The organism is uncultured Streptococcus sp., from assembly GCF_963511325.1.
In the GTDB taxonomy this organism is placed as follows: Bacteria; Bacillota; Bacilli; order Lactobacillales; family Streptococcaceae; genus Streptococcus.
Genome location: NZ_CAUPII010000008.1, coordinates 17,628 through 38,065, shown reverse-complemented (window position 1 = coordinate 38,065; position 20,438 = coordinate 17,628). Strand labels below are relative to the sequence as shown.

15 protein-coding genes are annotated in these 20,438 nt (G+C 41.9%); 12 read left to right on the top strand and 3 right to left on the bottom strand.

Annotated features, from left to right (window positions below; genetic code table 11):
* The first annotated feature begins 7 nt into the window (after positions 1-7).
* Positions 8-1,072 (top strand): glutamyl aminopeptidase, encoded by a 1,065-nt coding sequence (gene pepA, locus RQ973_RS03925; RefSeq protein WP_000209210.1) that lies wholly within the window; start codon positions 8-10, stop codon positions 1,070-1,072.
* A gap of 24 nt (positions 1,073-1,096) precedes the next feature.
* Positions 1,097-1,393: a bacteriocin immunity protein gene (locus RQ973_RS03920; RefSeq protein ID WP_075231972.1), complete on the top strand. Its 297-nt coding sequence runs from the start codon at positions 1,097-1,099 to the stop codon at positions 1,391-1,393.
* Between the two features lie 28 nt (positions 1,394-1,421).
* Here the strand turns inward: RQ973_RS03920 and RQ973_RS03915 are convergent, their stop codons facing one another.
* A complete protein-coding gene (locus tag RQ973_RS03915) occupies positions 1,422-3,053 on the bottom strand; it encodes a Na/Pi cotransporter family protein (protein WP_049527702.1) in 1,632 nt (543 codons plus the stop codon).
* 305 nt (positions 3,054-3,358) lie between these two features.
* Between RQ973_RS03915 and RQ973_RS03910 the strand changes: the two genes are divergently transcribed.
* From RQ973_RS03910 to RQ973_RS03875, 8 genes are all read left to right on the top strand, one after another.
* Positions 3,359-8,620 (top strand): endo-beta-N-acetylglucosaminidase, encoded by a 5,262-nt coding sequence (locus RQ973_RS03910; RefSeq protein ID WP_311522822.1) that lies wholly within the window; start codon positions 3,359-3,361, stop codon positions 8,618-8,620.
* A 251-nt stretch (positions 8,621-8,871) separates the two neighbouring features.
* Entirely contained in the window at positions 8,872-9,405 is a 534-nt protein-coding gene (locus tag RQ973_RS03905) for a hypothetical protein (RefSeq protein ID WP_075231975.1), read from the top strand.
* A gap of 374 nt (positions 9,406-9,779) precedes the next feature.
* Complete coding sequence (locus RQ973_RS03900; RefSeq protein WP_001096781.1) at positions 9,780-10,979, top strand: phosphoglycerate kinase; 1,200 nt, start codon at positions 9,780-9,782, stop codon at positions 10,977-10,979.
* A gap of 135 nt (positions 10,980-11,114) precedes the next feature.
* On the top strand, positions 11,115-12,065 hold the full coding sequence (gene folP / locus RQ973_RS03895) for a dihydropteroate synthase (RefSeq protein WP_311522818.1): 951 nt from the start codon (positions 11,115-11,117) through the stop codon (positions 12,063-12,065).
* A 1-nt stretch (position 12,066) separates the two neighbouring features.
* A complete protein-coding gene (locus tag RQ973_RS03890) occupies positions 12,067-13,365 on the top strand; it encodes a folylpolyglutamate synthase/dihydrofolate synthase family protein (RefSeq protein WP_311522817.1) in 1,299 nt (432 codons plus the stop codon).
* Between the two features lies 1 nt (position 13,366).
* The gene (gene folE, locus RQ973_RS03885; RefSeq protein ID WP_000380927.1) at positions 13,367-13,921 is read left to right on the top strand and encodes a GTP cyclohydrolase I FolE; all 555 of its coding nucleotides are present in this window, start codon (positions 13,367-13,369) and stop codon (positions 13,919-13,921) included.
* Between the two features lie 40 nt (positions 13,922-13,961).
* Positions 13,962-14,783: a 2-amino-4-hydroxy-6-hydroxymethyldihydropteridine diphosphokinase gene (folK, locus tag RQ973_RS03880; protein WP_311522815.1), complete on the top strand. Its 822-nt coding sequence runs from the start codon at positions 13,962-13,964 to the stop codon at positions 14,781-14,783.
* Positions 14,776-16,059 carry a DUF308 domain-containing protein gene (locus tag RQ973_RS03875; protein WP_311522813.1) on the top strand — a complete coding sequence of 428 codons (1,284 nt, stop codon included), beginning with the start codon at positions 14,776-14,778 and terminating at the stop codon, positions 16,057-16,059. The genes folK and RQ973_RS03875 overlap by 8 nt, the downstream gene beginning before the upstream one ends.
* A gap of 48 nt (positions 16,060-16,107) precedes the next feature.
* Here RQ973_RS03875 and RQ973_RS03870 read toward each other — a convergent pair whose 3' ends face one another.
* Positions 16,108-16,425: a DUF960 domain-containing protein gene (locus RQ973_RS03870; protein ID WP_311522812.1), complete on the bottom strand. Its 318-nt coding sequence runs from the start codon at positions 16,423-16,425 to the stop codon at positions 16,108-16,110.
* A gap of 205 nt (positions 16,426-16,630) precedes the next feature.
* Between RQ973_RS03870 and ccpA the strand changes: the two genes are divergently transcribed.
* Positions 16,631-17,638 (top strand): catabolite control protein A, encoded by a 1,008-nt coding sequence (ccpA, locus tag RQ973_RS03865; protein ID WP_311522810.1) that lies wholly within the window; start codon positions 16,631-16,633, stop codon positions 17,636-17,638.
* A gap of 304 nt (positions 17,639-17,942) precedes the next feature.
* Here ccpA and RQ973_RS03860 read toward each other — a convergent pair whose 3' ends face one another.
* Positions 17,943-18,905: an asparaginase gene (locus RQ973_RS03860; protein WP_311522809.1), complete on the bottom strand. Its 963-nt coding sequence runs from the start codon at positions 18,903-18,905 to the stop codon at positions 17,943-17,945.
* 65 nt (positions 18,906-18,970) lie between these two features.
* Between RQ973_RS03860 and RQ973_RS03855 the strand changes: the two genes are divergently transcribed.
* Complete coding sequence (locus RQ973_RS03855; RefSeq protein ID WP_311522808.1) at positions 18,971-20,362, top strand: Cof-type HAD-IIB family hydrolase; 1,392 nt, start codon at positions 18,971-18,973, stop codon at positions 20,360-20,362.
* The last annotated feature ends 76 nt before the right edge of the window (positions 20,363-20,438 follow it).

The window sequence follows — 20,438 nt, the reverse complement described above, 5'->3', positions numbered from 1 at the left end:
GATAGAAATGACAACATTATTTTCTAAAATCAAAGAAGTAACAGAACTTTCCGCTATCTCAGGTCATGAAGCACCTGTTCGCGCTTATCTTCGTGAAAAATTAACACCTCACGTGGATGAAGTTGTGACTGATGGCTTGGGTGGTATTTTTGGGGTGAAGCACTCAGAAGTTGAAAATGCACCTCGTGTTTTGGTAGCCTCTCACATGGATGAAGTTGGTTTTATGGTTAGTGAAATCAAGCCAGACGGAACCTTCCGAGTAGTCAGCATTGGTGGTTGGAACCCTATGGTTGTCAGCAGCCAACGCTTTAAACTCTTTACACGTGAAGGACGTGAGATTCCAGTAATTTCAGGTTCAGTTCCTCCACATTTGACTCGTGGCACAGGTGGACCAACCATGCCAGCTATTTCGGATATCGTTTTTGACGGTGGTTTTGCGGATAAGGCTGAGGCTGAAAGTTTTGGTATCCGTCCTGGAGACACAATCGTTCCAGATAGTAGCGCAATCCTAACTGCTAATGAAAAAAATATCATCTCAAAAGCATGGGATAACCGTTACGGTGTGCTCATGGTTAGCGAGTTGGCTGAAAACTTGTCAGGTCAAAAACTAGGAAATGAACTTTATCTTGGAGCTAACGTCCAAGAAGAAGTTGGACTTCGTGGTGCCCATGCATCTACAACAAAATTTGATCCAGAAGTATTCCTTGCGGTGGATTGCTCACCAGCAGGTGATGTTTATGGTGGTCAAGGTAAGATTGGTGATGGAACCTTGATTCGTTTCTACGATCCAGGTCACTTGCTTCTCCCAGGCATGAAAGATTTCCTTTTGACAACTGCTGAAGAAGCTGGTATCAAGTATCAATACTACTGTGGAAAAGGTGGAACTGACGCAGGTGCAGCTCATCTGAAAAATGGTGGTGTCCCATCAACCACAATCGGTGTCTGCGCTCGTTATATCCACTCTCATCAAACACTTTATGCTATGGACGATTTCCTTGAAGCCCAAGCTTTTCTACAAGCCTTGGTTAAAAAATTGGATCGTTCTACAGTAGATTTGATCAAAAATTATTAAACTAAAAAGATGGAGGTGATAGGTATGGAAGAATCAAACCTAGAAACCTTGATACGGGACCTTTACAATCATGCCCGTCAAAACTTGAGTGAAGATTTAGTGGTTGCACTCCTAGAAACTGCTAAGCAGTTGCCCAGCACCAATGAGCGCTTGCTTGCAGTTCGACTTTCAGGGCTAGTCACACTTGAACTTCTCAAGAATCCTAGAACACCTGCGCCAGAGTTAGTCAATCTGGCCAGTTTTATCCAAAAGGAAGAAGCAAGGTACAAGGGTGCAGCTGCCTCTTCCATTATGATTGGAGAGCTATTTAAAATGCTTTGATTCGAAAGAATCAAAGCATTTTTTTATATTAAATTTGTTCAGCCAAAACCTTTTCAGCAAGGTTCATAGCGTGGTCTGACACACGAGTATAGTGTGAAATGATATCGATAAAGTTGACACCTGCTTGGGTAGAACATTCACCATTGTTTAGGCGCTTGATGTGAGTCTTACGAAGGACACGTTCCATCTTGTTGATGGCTTCATGGCGTTCAATAAGAGCTTGAGCTTTTTCAAGGTCATTATTTTCAACACTTTCAAGAGCATCTTTAACGAAATCGCTTGTTTGACGGTAAATCTCTTCCAACTCTTCTAGGGCTGAGTTAGAGAATTGAACATTCTTGCGTTGCAAGTAGTCGTTAAGATTAATCAAAGCTTCAGCGTGGTCACCGATACGTTCCAAGTCTCGAGAAGAGTCAAGGATGTTGGTTAAGACTTCACTCTCTTTTTGGCTCAATGCTTCACTAGATAGACTAATGAGGTAACGTGTTAATTTCTCGTCGATTGTGTTGATAGCTTCTTCGGTCTTGTGTCCTTTTTCTGCGACTTTTTCATTAGAATTGATAATGTAGTCGTAAGAAAGATCGAATGCTTTAACAGCATAGTTTCCTAGGTGCAAGAGTTCTTTCTTGGCATTTCCTAGGGCGATAGAAGGAGCTTGCTTGATGAGTTGTTCATCCAGGTAAAGAGGTTCGTATTTAACAACTTCGTCTTCACCAGGGATTAGCTTAGTAACAAAGTAAGCCAAAGCACCGATGAATGGGAATTGTACGATGGTATTACTTACGTTAAAGGCACCGTGTGAGAAGGCAATTGTCATCTCAGGTGAGAGGTGAAGTAGTGCCTGGAAGTACTCGATCATCGAAGTGAATGGGCCTAACAAGATTAAGCAGAGGATGGTTCCTAAAACGTTAAAGGTAACGTGTGTTGCTGCAACTCGTTTAGCAGAGATATTTGCTCCGGCTGCTGCGATAATAACTGTTAAGGTTGTACCGATATTATCTCCGAATAGGACTGGTAGTGCCCCTTTGAGGTCGAGGAATCCACCTGCATAAAGACCTTGTAGGATCCCGATGGTTGCAGAAGAAGCCTGAATCAGAACGGTAATAACTGCACCAGCCACAACTCCCAAGATAGGATTTTGACCCAAGGTAACCATGTATTCCTTAAACTGAGGCAAGTCTTTAAGAGGGCTCATCCCAGCACTAATGAGGTTGAGGGCATAGAAGATACCACCCACACCAAAAAGGATACGTCCAATATTATTTGCAGTACGGTTTTTTGTAAAGAATAAGAACATGGTTCCAAGGAAAATCAAGGGTAGGGCATACTCGCCAAGTTTGAAACCGATGATGAAGGACGTTACGGTCGTTCCAATATTGGCTCCCATGATAATCCCGATGGCCTGTCTAAGGGTGAGGAGACTAGCACTGACCAGTCCAACCGTAATAACCGTTACACCTGTACTTGACTGGATGAGGGCAGTGACGACAATCCCCACTAAGACCCCTAAAAAGGGATTACTTGTGTATTTGTCAATGTAATAACGAAGGCGGTCTCCAGCAGCTTGTTGCAAACCGTCCCCCATGGTCTTGATACTATATAGGAATAGTCCCAGACCACCTAAAAAGTGAAAAATAATTTCCTGCCAATTAATGGACATTTTCTTTTTCCTCCGAAAAATAATCGCGGAATTTCTCCCATTCTATTTTAAAGGATAAAAGTAAATCTAACAAGTAGTAAATGCTCTTTTTTTGAGAAAAATGTTGGTTTTATTCGAAAAATGGCAGATGATTGTCTAATTTATATTAATTCTTCACTTCTTTATAGTTCTTGAGGGGCCAGTGTTGACTCTTTTTCTAAATATCGTAAAATAAAAATGACCTGTTCTGTATATTTTTGGAACAGCTACTTTTTTAATTCAAAAATAAAGCGCTTACTTTCAGGAGAAAGTCAAAGGAGAAAAAGATGAAGAATCCATTTTTTGAAAAACGTTGTCGCTATAGTATTCGAAAATTGTCAGTGGGTGCCTGCTCATTGATGATTGGTTCAGTTCTATTTGCAGGTCCAGCTTTGGCTGAAGAGTCTGTCGTTCCAGAAAATGGGACAACAACTACAGCAGTAGCTTCAGAGCAACCGTCAACCACTACTCCAGCAGAAGCAACTACACCAGCACCAGAAGTATTGAAAGAGCTAGAAGCAAGGGAAGACAAGGAAAGTGAGCAACCAGTTTCAGAAGAAAAACCAACCTTGGACCAGTTGAATGCAGGTGATAAAGAAGCGACAAGTCCAACTGCTGAAACTCCTAAGGCTGAAGAAGCACCTGTGGCTACAGAAAATAAGGCTGAAGAGAAAGCAACTGTCTCAGACGTTCCTAAGAATGAAGAAAAAAGTCTTCGACCAAAAGAAATTAAATTTGACACTTGGGAAGATTTGTTGAAATGGGAACCAGGTGCTCGCGAAGACGATGCTATTAACCGCTCTTCAGTAGAACTAGCCAAGCGCTATCGTGGATATGTGGTTAACGAAAAAGCTAATAAGGACGCTAAGGTTGAAGCTCTTGCTAACACTAACTCTAAGGCTAAAGACCACGCTTCTGTAGGTGGTGAAGAGTTTAAAGCCTATGCTTTTGACTACTGGCAATACTTGAATTCAATGGTCTTCTGGGAAGGGCTCGTTCCAACTCCGGACGTGATTGATGCTGGTCACCGTAATGGTGTCCCTGTATTGGGTACACTCTTCTTCAACTGGTCTAACAGTATTGCAGACCAAGAAAAATTCGCTGCAGCCCTTCAACAAGACGAAGACGGAACATTCCCTATCGCTCGCAAGTTGGTTGATTTGGCCAAATATTATGGATTTGATGGCTACTTTATCAACCAAGAAACAACAGGTGATATCGTAACGCCCCTTGGTAAGAAAATGCGTGACTTCATGCTTTATACCAAGGAATATGCTGCTAAAGTCAACCATCCTGTCAAGTATTCTTGGTACGATGCCATGACCTATGAATATGGTCGTTATCACGAAGATGGACTTGGTGAATACAACTATCCATTCATGCAAAAAGAAGGGGACAAGGTTCCTGCAGATCACTTCTTTGCCAACTTTAACTGGACTAAAGAGAAAAATGACTATTCTGTAGCTATGGCCAAATGGCTAGAACGCAGTCAGTATGATGTTTTTGCAGGTTTGGAATTGCAACAAGGTGGTTCTTACAAGACAAAAGTGAAATGGGATGCCCTTCTAGATGAAAATGGTAAGCTCCGCTTATCACTTGGCCTCTTTGCACCTGATACTATCACGAGTCTTGGTAAGACAGGAGAAGACTATCACAAGAATGAAAATATCTTCTTTACAGGTTACCAAGGAGATCCAACAGGTCAAAAACCAGATGACAAGGACTGGTACGGGATTGCCAACCTTGTAGCTGATCGCACACCAGCAGTGGGACGTACCTTCACAACATCCTTTAACACTGGACATGGTAAAAAATGGTTCGTAGACGGAAAAGCTTCCAAGGATTCTGAATGGAACTATCGTTCTGTATCTGGTATCTTGCCTACATGGCGCTGGTGGCAGACATCATCAGCTGCTAAACTCCAAGCTGACTATGACTTTGAAGATGCCTACAATGGAGGAAACTCCCTTAAATTTGCTGGAGATCTAGCTGAAAATACCAACCAAGATGTTCGTCTCTATTCTACAAAACTGGAAGTAACAGATAAAACAAAACTTCGTGTTGCTCATAAAGGTGGTAAGGGAAGCAAGGTCTATGTAGAGTTTGCGACCCAGAAAAACTACACCTATGGTGGTGAGAATGCTCGTAAAGAGCTGACTCTATCTGACGATTGGACAAAAGATGAATTTGATTTGAGTGCCTTGGCAGGTCAGACTATTTACGGTATCAAGCTCACTTTTGAAAATACTGCTGCCCTTAAGGGCTATCAATTTAACTTGGGTGAGTTGACTGTAACAGATAATCAAGAGGCCCCACAAGTACCAACAGCTCTTAAAGTTGCCAAACAATCCCTTAAAAATGCCCAAGAAGCGGAAGCTATTGTTCAATTTACAGGTAACAAAGATGCTGACTTCTATGAAGTTTATGAGAAGGATGGCGATGCTTGGCGCCTATTGACAGGCTCATCTGCAACTACGATCTACCTACCAAAAGTTAGCCGTTCAGCTAGTGCAACTGGTACTAGTCAAGAGTTGAAGGTTGTCGCAGTTGGGAAGAATGGACTTCGCTCTGAAGCAGCAACTACAAACTTTGAGTGGGGAATGACTGTCCAAGATACCAGTCTTCCAAGACCTCTAGCAGAAAATATCGTTCCAGGAGCGACTGTTATCGGAAGTACCTTCCCAAATACAGAAGGTGGAGAAGGCATCGAAGGTATGTTGAATGGTACGATCACCAGTCTATCTGACAAATGGTCTTCTGCTCAGTTGAGTGGTAGTGTTGATATTCGTTTGACACAACCACGCCGTGTCGTTAGATGGGTCATGGACCATGCCGGTGCTGGTGGAGAATCTGTCAATGACGGCTTGATGAATACCAAGGACTTCGACCTCTACTACAAGGATGAAGCTGGAGAATGGAAACTAGCTAAAGCTGTTCGTGGCAATAAAGCTCATGTTTCAGATATCACCCTTGATAGCCCAATCACTGCGCAAGAATGGCGCTTGAACGTCATCACATCTGACAATGGAACACCATGGAAAGCCATTCGTATCTACAACTGGAAGATGTATGAAACTCTTGATACGGAGAGCCAAAACATTCCAATGGCTAAAGTGGCAGCGCGTGTCCTAACTGATAATAAGGTTCAACTAGGATTCTCAGAAGTTCCTGCTGGGGCAACCATCACAGTTTATGACAAGGCAGATTCACAAACTCCAATCGCTACCTTAAATACAGCAGTTGGAGGGGATCTGGCGACAAATCCATTGAGCTTTGAAAAACGTCCAAGTCTTCTTTACTACCGAACACAATTGCCAGGGAAAGAAATCAGTAATACTCTTGCGATAACAATTCCTCAGGATGAAAGAAAGATTAAGGCTGTCAGTCTAGAAGTAGCACCTAAAAAGGCAACTTATCAAGTTGGTGAGGAATTGAATCTTAAAGGTGGTCTTCTCCGTGTCAAATACGAAGGTGAAGAAGCAGATGAAGTCATCAACCTTAGTCATGCTGGTGTTGTAGTCAACGGCTACGATGCTCACCATCATGGCGAACAAGAGTTAACAGTAACCTATCTTGGTCTTCCAGTTGCAGGAAGTTTCAAGGTTCAAGTCACTGGTGAAGAAGCTGGTCCAAAAGAAGTCGCAGCCTTGTATATTAGCAAGCAACCGAAAATTGACTACTTGGTAGGCGATGCTCTAGACTTCTCAGAAGGACGTTTCAAGGTCTTGTATGATGATGAGACGGAGACTGAACATAGCTTTACAGACCAAGGAGTCGAAATTACAGGTTATGATTCTCAAAAGACAGGCCGTCAAAAACTTGAGTTGCACTATCAAGGACAAACTGTCGAATTTGATGTTCTAGTATCACCTAAGGCAGCCATTAACGACGAATATCTGAAACAAGAAATCACATCTGCTCAAGGACGCAAAGAAACATTAGCTTATACATTTGCGGATGCAGCAAAACAAGCAGCTCTAGTTGAGAAGATTGATGCAGCGAAAGCGATCTTAGAAAATCATGATGCTAGTCAAGAAGCAGTCAACCAAGCCTTGAATGACTTGAAACAAGCTGGTGTGGATTTGGATGGCAATCAACGTTATCAAACTGCTAGAGAAGAATTGGAAAGCTTGCTCGAATCCGTCATTGAAAAAGATCCTCAATCTGAGTTGATTGCACAAGCTGAAGCTTTGTTATCTTCACAAACGCCAACTCCAGAAGCTTTTGCGGACATAAAAGAAAAGCTGAATAAGAAACTAGCTCCTGCAGAAGAAAGCCACCATGTGGGTAGCTTAGAAGAAGGTGAAACTGCTCCAACAGTTGAAGTTCTACCTGAGCTAGTGGTTGAAACAGAAACTCAAGCCTTCGAACGCCAAGAACGTCCGTCAGGAGACCTCTTGGTGGGTGAACGTAGAATCGTTCAGGCAGGTATAGAAGGTCAGACTCGTCGTCTGATTGAAGTTGATGCTAAAGGCAATCGCACGCTTCTTCAGACAGAGGTAGTCAAGGAAGCAGTTGCAGAGATTACTGAAGTTGGGACTAGGGTAGAAAGTCGTGTTCAACCATTGGACGGTTCTGGGAATCTTGTTCTCGAAAAACTAGAATTGGAAGTGAAAGAAGAAGCCGTAGCTTTCAATCACCAAGAGCGTTCAACAGCAGATCTTTTATTAGGTGAACGCCGTGTGGTTCAAGCTGGTGAAGCTGGGCAAATCCGTCACATGATTGAGATAGATGTTAAAGGCAATCGCACACTTCTTCAGACAGAGGTAGTTAAGGAAGCTGTGGCTGAGATTGTTGAAGTTGGTACTAAGGTAGAAAGTCGTGTGCAACCACTAGAAGGACCAAAAGTATTGGAAGTTAAGAAACCAAGCTTGGTAGTTGAAGAAGAAGTTCTTGCATTTGCACGTGAAGAAAGAGAAAACTCAAACCTTTTAGCAGGTGAACATCGTCTAGTTCAAGCTGGAGTTGGAGGCCAAACTCGTCGTCTGATTGAAGTAGATACAGAAGGCAACCGCACTCTTCTTGAGACAGAAGTAGTCAAGGAAGCAGTGGCTGAGATTACTGAAGTTGGTACCAAAGTAGAAAGCCGTGTTCAACCACTAGACGGAGTCAAAGATTCGACCATTAGCAATCCAGCATTAGTGGTTGAGGAAGAAAAGGTTGCATACGGCCATGAAGAACGAGTAAATCCTAGTCTTCAAGCAGGAGAACGTCGCCTGGTTCAAGTAGGAGTTGAAGGACTTCGTAGAAATCTGGTAGAGGTTGATACTGAAGGCAACCGCAGTCTTAAGAGGACAGAACTTGTCAAAGAGCCAGTAACTGAGATTGTTGAAGTTGGTACAAAAGTGGCTGAAATTCCAACTGAAAAACCAGTCGCACCTGTTCAAGTGATTCAAACGACTAAGCAGGAAGTTTCAAAAGCTGAAAAACCTGAAGGAAAACAACTTCCAAGTACAGGTGAAGAAGTAGATACAAATCTCCTTGCTTTAGGATTGGTTGGAGTCCTAGGTGGCTTTGGACTACTCGCTCAAAAGAAAAAAGAAGATTGAGTTGAACTTCTAAATTACCGTCTGACAAGATAATAGTATTAAAAGGCAAGAGCCATTTTTGGTTCCTGCCTTTTTGCATTCTTAGAATGTTTGTGTTAAGATTTTTATTACTCCATAAGAAACCTTGTAATGAAATGTTTGCATGTTCTGCTTTTAATTTTTTTGGTTGTGTCTGTTTATAGAGTTATTTCTAGTAACTCTCAAGTAACTCTCATCAAGAATTGGTTTGGGGATAGGAAAGGAAAAAGACGATGAAATTGTTAAAAGTAGTCATTGCTGTAATCATTGTAGTAGTGAGCCTTGGCTTAGTAGTATTCATAGGAGCGAGTATGTATGCTGTTACTACAATCAATTTGCTATCTAACTCAGTCTATTATGCGCAACGGATGCCTCATAAGGAGGGGACAGAACCCGACTTAGTCATGTTGATTGAAAACATGGGGGAGATTTATACTCCGAAAATTGAAGGTATTCGCTATGATGATGGAGCGAAATTTATCGAAAATTCTATCGATTCAAGTGGTAATCCTACCAGTTTTGGTGAGTTTGATGGAGGTTATGGCTACAGTGATAAAAACGATGTGTCCTATAAGTTTGATAAGAATTTTGAGCTTGAGTGGACCCTCGATAAAGAGTATAAAGAAATTGATCTTGCAACAATTGATGAAACAAAGATAAAAGGAGAGATTAGAGAGACCCTTAAACCCATACTTGATGTACAATCTAAGCCCGTTGTCAATCTTCAATGGTTGTTTAATATGAAGTATCAGGATAGGTTTAATTAGAGATGCAGATAGGTCTTTAATTTGAAATTAAACTGAACAAAAGTGATTGAACTCTTAGAAATGCGATGCTGATATTTCTGAGAGTTTTTCTATCGCCATGCAAAACTTTCAAAATAGATTTTTAAAAATTGAACGGTTTCTGAAGAGTTAGTTCAAAAAATAAAGACACAACTCCAGACAGTAGCTCTTTCTCTATAAATGAGCAACATACCATAGATGAAGATAAAAACAGTGAGGGATTTCCTCAGAGAGTAAAGAGTAAGTTTAATTTACTAGAGAGACCTGTTTCAAGATAAAAGTTTAAGGTTTTGCTATCTCTTTTATTGATTTTGTGATATAATTAACACGTAAAAAAAATTAAGGAGTCTTTCCAAATGGCAAAATTGACTGTTAAAGACGTTGAGTTGAAAGGGAAAAAAGTTCTCGTTCGTGTTGACTTCAACGTACCTGTAAAAGATGGCGTGATTACTAATGACAACCGTATCACTGCAGCTCTTCCAACTATCAAGTACATCCTTGAACAAGGTGGACGTGCGATTCTTTTCTCTCACCTTGGACGTGTAAAAGAAGAAGCAGACAAAGCTGGTAAATCACTTGCTCCTGTAGCTGCTGACTTGGCTGCTAAATTGGGTCAAGAAGTTACATTCCTTCCAGGTGTAACTCGTGGTGCTGAATTGGAAGCAGCTATCAACGCTCTTGAAGATGGACAAGTTCTTTTGGTTGAAAACACTCGTTTTGAAGATGTTGACGGTAAGAAAGAATCTAAAAATGATCCTGAACTTGGTAAATACTGGGCATCACTTGGAGATGGTATCTTCGTAAACGATGCATTCGGTACAGCTCACCGTGCACACGCATCTAACGTTGGTATCTCAGCAAACGTTGAAAAAGCAGTTGCTGGATTCCTTCTTGAAAACGAAATTGCATACATCCAAGAAGCTGTTGAAGCTCCAGAACGTCCATTCGTGGCTATCCTTGGTGGTTCAAAAGTTTCAGATAAGATCGGTGTTATCGAAAACTTGCTTGAAAAAGCTGATAAAGTTCTTATCGGTGGTGGTATGACTTACACATTCTACAAAGCACAAGGTATCGAAATCGGTAACTCACTTGTAGAAGAAGACAAATTGGATGTTGCGAAAGCTCTTCTTGAAAAAGCAAACGGCAAATTGATCTTGCCAGTTGACTCAAAAGAAGCTAATGCATTTGCTGACTACACTGAAGTGAAAGACACTGAAGGTGAAGCAGTAGACCCAGGATTCCTTGGTTTGGATATCGGTCCAAAATCTATCGCTAAATTTGATGAAGCATTGACTGGTGCGAAAACAGTTGTATGGAACGGACCTATGGGTGTATTTGAAAACCCTGACTTCCAAGCTGGTACAATCGGTGTGATGGACGCTATCGTGAAACAACCAGGCGTTAAATCAATCATCGGTGGTGGTGATTCAGCTGCCGCAGCAATCAACCTTGGACGTGCAGACAAGTTCTCATGGATTAGTACGGGCGGAGGCGCTTCAATGGAACTTCTCGAAGGTAAAGTTCTTCCAGGACTTGCAGCTTTGACTGAGAAATAAGAATATAGAAAAAGGAGGACTCAGGTTCTCCTTTTTTTGCGCTCTTTTAAAGTTAAAGAGTACTGAGGGATAATTGGACAGAATCCAAAAAAAACAGTAAAATAGAGGAATACCAATCTAAATGAAATTTGAGTGATGAACGTGGAAAAAAGAGAGAATCTTACAAAAACAGCTATTTGCGGTATTATCAATGTTACCCCAGATTCTTTTTCTGACGGGGGCCAATTTTTTGCTATTGAAGAAGCCTTAAAACAGGCTAGAAAATTGATAGCTGAAGGTGCCACTATCTTAGATATCGGTGGAGAATCTACTCGACCTGGAAGTGGCTATGTTGAGATTGGAGAGGAAATCCAGCGTGTGGTTCCAGTCATTCAGGCTATTCGTCAAGAAAGTGATGTTCTGATTTCGGTCGATACTTGGAAAAGCCAAGTGGCAGAAGCAGCTTTAAATGCTGGTGCCAATATAGTCAATGACATTACAGGCCTTATGGGGGATGAGAAGATGGCAGAGGTGGTTGCCAGGGCTGGAGCTCAGGTGGTCATCATGTTTAATCCAGTCATGGCACGCCCTCAGCACCCTAGTTCACTCATATTTCCTCATTTTGGATTTGGAGAGCCTTTTACAAAGGAAGACTTAGCAGACTTTGAACAACTACCAGTAGAAGAATTGATGACAGCTTTCTTTGATCGTGCTCTAGTAAGAGCGGAAAAAGCAGGGATTTCGAAAGAAAACATCATGCTGGATCCAGGGATTGGCTTTGGTTTGACAAAGAAAGAAAATCTCATCCTCCTACGTGACCTTGATAAGCTTCACGAGATGGGCTATCCTATCTTTTTAGGAGTCTCTCGCAAGCGCTTTGTCATCAATATTCTTGAAGAAAATGGATTTGAAGTCAATCCTGATACTGAAGAAGGCTTCCGAAATCGTGATACGGCTTCGGCTTATGTGACTAGTATCGCTACTAGACAAGGTGTGGAAGTGGTGCGCGTGCACGATGTAGCCAGCCACAAGATGGCAGTCGAAATTGCGTCTGCTATCCGTCTGGCAGACCATGCGGAAAATTTAGATTTGAAACAATATAAGTAAGATGAATAAAAACGAAACGAATCAGTGGATTGCCCACTACCGGACAGACCAACCGCACTTTGGTTTGGAAAGAATGGTAGAGCTTTTAGCTTTACGAGGCAATCCACATCTTAAGCTTAAGGTTATCCACATTGGTGGAACCAATGGCAAGGGCTCTACTATAGCCTTTTTGAAGAATATGCTGGAAAAGATGGGGCTAAGAGTTGGAGTTTTTAGCTCTCCCTATCTGATTCATTATACCGACCAGATTGCCATTAATGGGGAATCTATCCCAGAAGCAAGATTAGAGTCCTTGATGGCGGATTATCGTTTACTACTTGAAGGGGAGCATGCTCAAGCCTTGCAAGGAACGACAGAATTCGAGATTATCACTGCTATAGCTTATGACTATTTTGCTTCTGAGCAAGTCGATGTGGCGATTATGGAAGTTGGTATGGGCGGACTTTTGGATAGTACCAATGTCTGTCAACCCATCCTAACAGGCATCACTACCATTGGGTTGGATCATGTAGCACTTTTAGGAGATAGCTTGGAAGCCATAGCAGAGCAGAAAGCAGGGATTATCAAACAAGGAATTCCTCTAGTGGCTGGTCACATTGTCCCAGAAGCCTTGGCGGTTATTGACCAGATTGCAAAAGCGAAACAAGCTACCAGAATCGCCTATGGAGATGCCTATCAAGTCAGTCATTATGAGAGTATTGTGACTGGCGAGACCTTTGGCTATACAAGTGCTGTTAGACAAGGTCGCTTCCAGACAGGATTGCTGGGTTTGCACCAGATAGAAAATGCTGGGATGGCGCTGGCCTTGTTAGATAGCTATTGCCAAGCGACTGGTCGAGAATTGCCAGATAATGCTTTAGTGGCTCAAGCTTTGGAAGAAACAAGCTGGCCTGGACGCTTGGAAGTTGTTTCTAGAGAACCCTTGATGATTTTGGATGGAGCACACAATCCTCATGCTGTCAAAGCTTTGTTGGCTACCTTGAAAGAATGCTTTACGGACTATCAGAAGGAAATCCTCTTTACTTGTATCAAAACCAAGGCCTTGGAGGACATGTTGGACTTGCTAGAAACCTTGCCTGATACTAAGATTACGCTAACTCATTTTGAGGATAGTCGTGCGACGGATGAAAAAATCTTGAAAGAGCTAGCTGATTCTAGAAATTTCAACTACCAAGATTGGCAAGAATTTCTAGACCAAAAATTATCAGAAAATGAAGAGAAAAAAACAGTTAGGATTATCACGGGCTCATTATACTTTTTAGCCCAAGTGAGAGCCTACCTAATGGAGGGGAAAAATTAGAATGGATACACAAAAGATTGAAGAAGCTGTAAAAATGATTATCGAGGCAGTTGGTGAGGATGCAAATCGCGAAGGCTTGCAGGAAACACCAGCCCGTGTAGCCCGCATGTACCAAGAGATTTTTTCAGGTCTTGGGCAAACTGCTGAAGAGCACCTGTCAAAGTCCTTTGAGATTATCGATGACAATATGGTAGTGGAAAAGGATATCTTTTTCCATACCATGTGTGAACACCACTTTTTACCATTTTATGGTCGAGCTCACATTGCCTATATCCCAGATGGACGTGTAGCAGGTTTATCAAAGTTAGCTCGTACTGTGGAAGTTTACTCTAAAAAGCCACAGATTCAAGAGCGTTTGAATATTGAGGTGGCCGATGCCTTGATGGAGTATTTGGGTGCTAAGGGAGCTTTTGTTGTCATCGAAGCAGAGCATATGTGTATGAGTATGCGTGGTGTTCGAAAACCAGGAACTGCGACCTTGACTACAGTAGCTCGTGGTCTATTTGAGACAGATAAGGATCTTCGGGATCAGGCTTATCGTCTGATGGGACTATAAAAAATCCGCGTCAAGCGGATTTTTCTAGAAAGGATTAGTTATGGATCAACTGCGAATTAAAGACCTAGAAATTTTTGCCTTTCATGGACTTTTCCCTAGTGAGAAGGAACTGGGGCAGAAGTTTGTCGTTTCAGCCACCCTATCCTATGATATGACCAAGGCTGCGACAGACTTGGATTTAACTGCTTCTGTCCATTACGGAGAACTTTGCCAGCAATGGACGACATGGTTTCAGGAAACGAGTGAGGATTTGATTGAAACAGTAGCCTACAAACTAGTAGAGCGTACTTTTGAGACCTATCCTATCGTTCAAGAGATTGAGCTGGAACTAAAAAAACCTTGGGCACCTATCCATCTTCCGCTGGATACTTGTTCAGTAACCATCCACCGTCGCAAACAGCGTGCCTTTATCGCTTTAGGAAGCAATATGGGGGATAAGACGACTAATCTCCAGCAAGCGATTGACAAAATGCAAGCTCGTGGCATCCATGTTCTCAAGGAGTCTAGCGTAATTACGACTAAGCCTTGGGGTGGAGTGGAGCAGGATAGCTTTGCTAATCAAGTGGTTGAGGTGGAAACCTGGTTGCCAGCTCCAATCTTGTTAGAAACCTTGTTAGAGATTGAATCAGAGATGGGACGGGTCAGAGAGGTGCATTGGGGACCTCGCTTGATTGACCTGGATTTGCTTTTTGTAGAGGACCAGGTCATCTATACAGACGACCTCATCTTGCCTCATCCTTATATTGCTGAGCGTCTCTTTGTTTTAGAGTCTTTACAGGAAATAGCCCCCCATTTTATCCACCCAACACTGAAACAACCGATTCGGCACTTGTATCGTCAATTGGAGAAAGAAAATGCCTAAGTTTTCCGAAACTTATAGTAAATGGAGAAGTCTAGGGGAGGGAGCGCTAGCTATTGTCCTAGGTCTTCTCTTGATTTGTTTTGGGCAGATTGTACCGAGGCTTGGTTATCAACTCTTGATGGGGTACTTTTCCTTGTCGGCTATTTGGCATTTATTGACACGATGGTTTCAGGAAAAGTCCCGTAGAGAAAATATTTTTGTAACCATAGCCAAGCTCTTTCTTGCAGTCATCCTATTTGATTCAGTCATCCTGCAAGGGATAGCCCTCTATCTCCTTGTGATGATTATCGGAGGTTATCAACTGTTTACAGGTCTGATCAGTCTGATTACTTGGTTGATTTACCGAAATAATCATATCCATCCGAGGGTCAATTACTTATTTGATGCAATGTGGATGATGGGATTTGGTCTCTATAGTATCTCCCCTTTTCATGATGCAACAAATTTTGAGTTGCTCCTGTTAGGTTTTTACTTAATCATGTTGGGAGCGAGTAGTGTCAGGGATGGTTTCTATTTTGAAAAAGGGAGAAGTAATCCCAAGCTGAAGCGCAGAATGAGAATGACACTGCCTATATTCATGACAGCTTTGATTCCAATCAGCACTTTACGACGATGGAATGAACTGTTATCTACTCATCAGACGGAAGAAAGTCAAGTACATTCAGAGAGGAAAAATGATCAGACAGTTGATTTGGAAATTTTTATCCATGCTTCAGAATCCTCTTTCTTTTTAGCCATGGGGCATGTGGATATCTGCTATCAAGGTCAGGTTATCTCCTATGGTTCTTATGATCCTCACTCGGAGCGTTTATTTGGGATGATTGGGAATGGGGTTTTGTTTAAGGCCAATAAAGAGAAATACATCGAACTCTGTAAGAGAGAAAGTCAGAAAACTCTATTTGCCTATGGCTTAAGCTTGTCTGAGCAACAGAAAAAAGCTATAGAAGAACAACTGAGAGAAATTGAAGGACTCTTAATTCCTTGGAAACCAAGTTCGCAACTCATGAAAAGAAGAGAAGGGGAAATCAAGCATACCTACTCTTATCAGCTGAAACACGAGGCTGATGCCACTCTTTATAAGTTCAGTTCGTCCAAGTTTAAGACTTATTTTGTTCTCAGCACAAATTGTGTCTTATTGGCTGACTCTATCGTGGGTAAAGCTGGAACAGACATTCTCAGCCCCCAAGGATTTATTGTCCCAGGAACTTATCAGGATTATCTTGACTTAGAATACACCAAACCAAGTGGTATAGTAGTCAGTCGTTCCATTTATTAGCAAAAAGAAAACTCTAGTTTCCTAAGTAGATAGAGGAGACTAGAGTTTTTAAAATAGGTCATTTTCTTCTGGTAGGAGAATGGTTTCCTTCCCATCCATATCCATGACCAGAACTTTAGGTGGATAGAGTGGGTCAAAGGGATGATTGAAGTCGAATTCAATCGTAGTTGGTAGATGTTGACTAGAAAAACGAAAAGTGATGGAGCCTTCATGATTCAAAAGTCGAAATTCCAATTCATCTTCTAGCTCAAAAACATGCTTTAAAAAATGATCGATTATATACCAGATTGAATCGATAACATCGTCGGGTAAATTGGTCACCACACCGAAACTGGCACATCGTCTATGAGAATCTGTAAAAGCCATTCCTATCTCCTAATTGATTTTTTTATTATCATACTGCAAACTGCTAGAAAAATCAAGAAAAGTCAACTACCTTTAAAAATATGAGAATGATTTTGAAATTTTTTCAACGAATCTTCATCAAACGCTTGAAAATGCTTACAATTAGTGGTAAAATGAGAACAGTGGAATCATGAAAACAAAATTTTCAAAGTAGAAAGGAAACGGAATGAACACAGATGATACAGTAACAATTTATGACGTTGCCCGAGAAGCGGGAGTGTCAATGGCGACTGTCAGCCGTGTTGTCAATGGCAATAAAAATGTTAAAGAAAATACTCGAAAGAAAGTCTTAGAGGTTATTGAACGTCTAGATTATCGTCCTAATGCAGTAGCACGTGGTCTAGCAAGCAAGAAAACGACAACAGTTGGAGTCGTCATTCCAGATATCACAAATACTTATTTCTCTGCCCTTGCTAAAGGGATTGACGATATCGCGGAGATGTACAAATACAACATCGTCCTTGCTAACAGTGATGAGGATGATGAAAAGGAAGTATCTGTGGTCAATACTCTCTTTTCTAAACAGGTGGATGGCGTTATCTTCATGGGTTATCATTTAACTGAGAAGATTCGCTCAGAGTTTTCACGCTCACGCACACCTGTGGTTCTTTCAGGAACAGTGGATGTGGAGCACCAACTTCCAAGTGTCAATATTGACTATAAACATGCTACGGTTGATGCAGTTCGCCATCTCTTGAAACGAAATAAAAAAATTGCCTTCGTTAGTGGACCATTAGTGGATGATATTAATGGCAAGATTCGCTTATCTGGCTACAAAGATGCTTTGAAAGAAGCGGGAATTAATTACAGTGAAGGTCTTGTTTTTGAATCAAAATACCGTTATGATGATGGTTATGCCTTGGCAGAACGCTTGATTTCTTCTAAAGCAACCGCAGCGATTGTAACAGGAGATGAACTAGCAGCAGGTGTGTTGAACGGACTTGCTGACAAGGGAGTTTCTGTACCAGAAGACTTTGAAATCATCACCAGTGATGATTCACAAATCGCGCGCTATACTCGTCCAAACTTAACCACCATTGCGCAACCTTTGTATGACCTTGGTGCTATTAGTATGCGTATGTTGACGAAAATTATGCATAAGGAAGAGTTAGAAGAGCGTGAAGTTCTTTTGCCACATGGTTTGGTAGAACGTCATTCAACTCGTAAAGATTAACCAGAAGAGGTCGGGATAAAAATCCCGACCTCGCTTTTTAGTAGTAAAAACTTTTTGGTCAATGGTTCAAGTATCAAGTTGATGGTAGAAGGCTTGCGGGGGTGACTAGAAAACAAGACTTGATCTAGTAATTTCTATCTCACCGACTTTTTTATACTCAATGAAAATCAAAGAGCAAACTAGGAAACTAGCCGCAGGTTGCTCAAAGCACTGCTTTGAGGTTGTAGATAAGACTGACGAAGTCAGTTACATATACCTACGCAAGGCGACGTTGACGAGGTTTGAATTTGATTTTCGAAGAGTATTATCCTTCCATATAGGCTCGTAATTCCTCTCCTGTAAGGCCAGCATTGATAGCAATGAGGAGTTTGAGACGAGCTTTTTGAGCATTTAGCTCTTTGACAAAAAATACGCCAGCATTTTGTAGACAAACGCCACCCCCCTCATAGGCATAAACAGGTTCGGCAATCCCGTTAAAACAACGAGAAACCAAGGCGATGGGGAGCCCTTCTTGGATAAGAGCGTTCAATTTTTGTGATGTTTCCTTGGGAACATTTCCAGCACCAAAGGCCTGGATAATAAGACCATCTAGCTGGTCAACAGGAAGCAAATTAAGGAGTTCTTCTGTCATGCCAGCATAGACTGGAATAATTGGAATCAAGCCCTGGATCCTTTCAAGGTCAAAACGAATACGGGGTTCAGCTGTTTTGAAGTAGAGAATCTCCTGTTTCATGATGAGCCCAAGAGGGCCGTGGGTCGGCGTTTGAAAGGTACTAACATTTGTCGTGTGCGTCTTGGTCACATACTTAGCAGCGTGGATTTCATCATTCATCACGACCAAGACACCCTTATCAGCAGCCTTATCGTCACTCGCTACACGTAGGGCACTGAGATAATTGTAGACACCATCGCTTCCGAGTTCGTTGGAACTACGCATGGCCCCTGTTAGTACGATCGGTTTGTGAGGAACCTCCATGGTATCGAGGAAATAGGCAGTCTCCTCCAAGGTATCTGTCCCATGTGTAATCACGAAACCGTCATAATGATCAGCCTCCTCTTTGATTTTTTGATAGAGGGCCAGCATATGCTTGGGTTTAATATGGGGACTTGGCAGATTAAAAAAGTCGAGGGCGTGGACTTCAACTCCTTCAAGTGGATTGGATACATGATTCATAGGGTTTTCTTGGCTAGTTACAACAGCGCCAGAGTCATCGGCTTGCATGGAAATAGTACCACCCGTATGTAAAACAAGGATTTTCTTAGGCATGATTTACTCACTCTTTCTGAAATGTGGTATAATCATTGTATCACAAAAGGGGAGATTGAGGTAGGATGGAAGTCAAAGCTGTTTTTTTTGATATCGATGGAACACTGGTCAACGATCGCAAGAGTGTTTTGAAATCCACTAAGGACGCGATTAAGATTGTGAAGGACCAGGGAGTGCTTGTTGGAGTAGCGACAGGGCGAGGACCTTTTTTTGTTAAGGATTTAATGGATGATTTAGATCTGGATTTTGCTGTAACCTATAACGGCCAATATATCTTTAATAAAGACAGAGTCTTGTTTACAAGTCCTCTTTCCAAATCTCATTTACGGCAGTTGATAGCCTATGCTAAAAAAGAGGGCAAGGAGATTGCTTTGGGGACTAAGGATGCCATGCTGGGTTCAAAAATCATGTCTTTTGGCCTAGGTTCTTTTTCACAAAGAGTGAGTCGTTTTGTCCCCTCTATGTTGACTCGTACAGTTAGTCATTCCTTTAATCGAATGGTGAGTAAGGTCGTTCCTCAGAAGGAAGAAGACTTACTTCAGTTGATGAATCAACCCATTTATCAAGTTTTGATGCTAATGACACCAGAAGAATCTGAGAAAGCAGCAGCTGATTTTCAAGACTTGAAATTGACTCGTAGTAATCCTTTTGCAGCCGATGTCATCAACCAAGGAAATTCAAAGCTAGAAGGCATTCGCCGTGTCGGAAAAGAGTATGGTTTTGATCTCAATCAAGTCATGGCATTTGGTGACTCGGACAATGACCTAGAGATGCTGGCGGGTGTTGGAATGTCAGTTGCCATGGGCAATGGTAGTAGCAGTGTCAAGGAAGTCGCTAAGCATATCACAACCAGCAACCAGCAAGATGGGATTCACAAAGCTTTGGAACATTTTGGTGTTCTGGCTTCAGAAAAAGTTTTTGTCAGCCGTGATTATCATTTTAATAAGGTCAAGACCTTCCATCACATGATGGATGAACGAACTCAAGAGGAGCCCCAAGCTTGGGACTTAGAAGGTGCCACCCATAGAGCGGGATTTAAGATAGAAGAATTAGTGGAGTTTGTCCGAGCTGCTAGCTCTTCTGAAGAAGATTTCGAACAAGCAGTAGGACAGTTACACCAAGCGCTGGATAAAGCAGCAGAGAAAGTTGCTAAGAAAACGCCTGCTCAGCAAGATTTGGTAGGGCAAGTGGACGCCTTGATTGATACTTTGTACTTCACCTATGGTAGTTTTGTTTTGATGGGAGTGGATCCAGAACGGATTTTTGACATTGTCCATCAAGCCAATATGGGTAAAATGTTCCCTGATGGAAAAGCTCATTTTGATCCAGTGACCCACAAAATCCTAAAACCAGATGATTGGGAAGAAAAATACGCTCCAGAACCAGCCATTAAAAAGGAAATTGAGCGTCAGATAAAGGCCTATGAACGCCACAAGGAAAGAGCCGATAAGAAATAGGCGGTAGGAAAGGAAGCCTGGAATGATGTTTTTATTTCCTAGCTCCAACTACGACATCAACAATTTATAGTTAGTT

What these genes read in the sequence shown, in the direction of transcription:
- pepA (WP_000209210.1), top strand. Translation starts at nt 8, where the DNA reads ATGACAACATTATTTTCTAAAATCAAAGAAGTAACAGAACTTTCCGCT.
- RQ973_RS03920 (WP_075231972.1), top strand. Translation starts at nt 1,097, where the DNA reads ATGGAAGAATCAAACCTAGAAACCTTGATACGGGACCTTTACAATCAT.
- RQ973_RS03915 (WP_049527702.1), bottom strand. Translation starts at nt 3,053, where the DNA reads ATGTCCATTAATTGGCAGGAAATTATTTTTCACTTTTTAGGTGGTCTG.
- RQ973_RS03910 (WP_311522822.1), top strand. Translation starts at nt 3,359, where the DNA reads ATGAAGAATCCATTTTTTGAAAAACGTTGTCGCTATAGTATTCGAAAA.
- RQ973_RS03905 (WP_075231975.1), top strand. Translation starts at nt 8,872, where the DNA reads ATGAAATTGTTAAAAGTAGTCATTGCTGTAATCATTGTAGTAGTGAGC.
- RQ973_RS03900 (WP_001096781.1), top strand. Translation starts at nt 9,780, where the DNA reads ATGGCAAAATTGACTGTTAAAGACGTTGAGTTGAAAGGGAAAAAAGTT.
- folP (WP_311522818.1), top strand. Translation starts at nt 11,115, where the DNA reads ATGAACGTGGAAAAAAGAGAGAATCTTACAAAAACAGCTATTTGCGGT.
- RQ973_RS03890 (WP_311522817.1), top strand. Translation starts at nt 12,067, where the DNA reads ATGAATAAAAACGAAACGAATCAGTGGATTGCCCACTACCGGACAGAC.
- folE (WP_000380927.1), top strand. Translation starts at nt 13,367, where the DNA reads ATGGATACACAAAAGATTGAAGAAGCTGTAAAAATGATTATCGAGGCA.
- folK (WP_311522815.1), top strand. Translation starts at nt 13,962, where the DNA reads ATGGATCAACTGCGAATTAAAGACCTAGAAATTTTTGCCTTTCATGGA.
- RQ973_RS03875 (WP_311522813.1), top strand. Translation starts at nt 14,776, where the DNA reads ATGCCTAAGTTTTCCGAAACTTATAGTAAATGGAGAAGTCTAGGGGAG.
- RQ973_RS03870 (WP_311522812.1), bottom strand. Translation starts at nt 16,425, where the DNA reads ATGGCTTTTACAGATTCTCATAGACGATGTGCCAGTTTCGGTGTGGTG.
- ccpA (WP_311522810.1), top strand. Translation starts at nt 16,631, where the DNA reads ATGAACACAGATGATACAGTAACAATTTATGACGTTGCCCGAGAAGCG.
- RQ973_RS03860 (WP_311522809.1), bottom strand. Translation starts at nt 18,905, where the DNA reads ATGCCTAAGAAAATCCTTGTTTTACATACGGGTGGTACTATTTCCATG.
- RQ973_RS03855 (WP_311522808.1), top strand. Translation starts at nt 18,971, where the DNA reads ATGGAAGTCAAAGCTGTTTTTTTTGATATCGATGGAACACTGGTCAAC.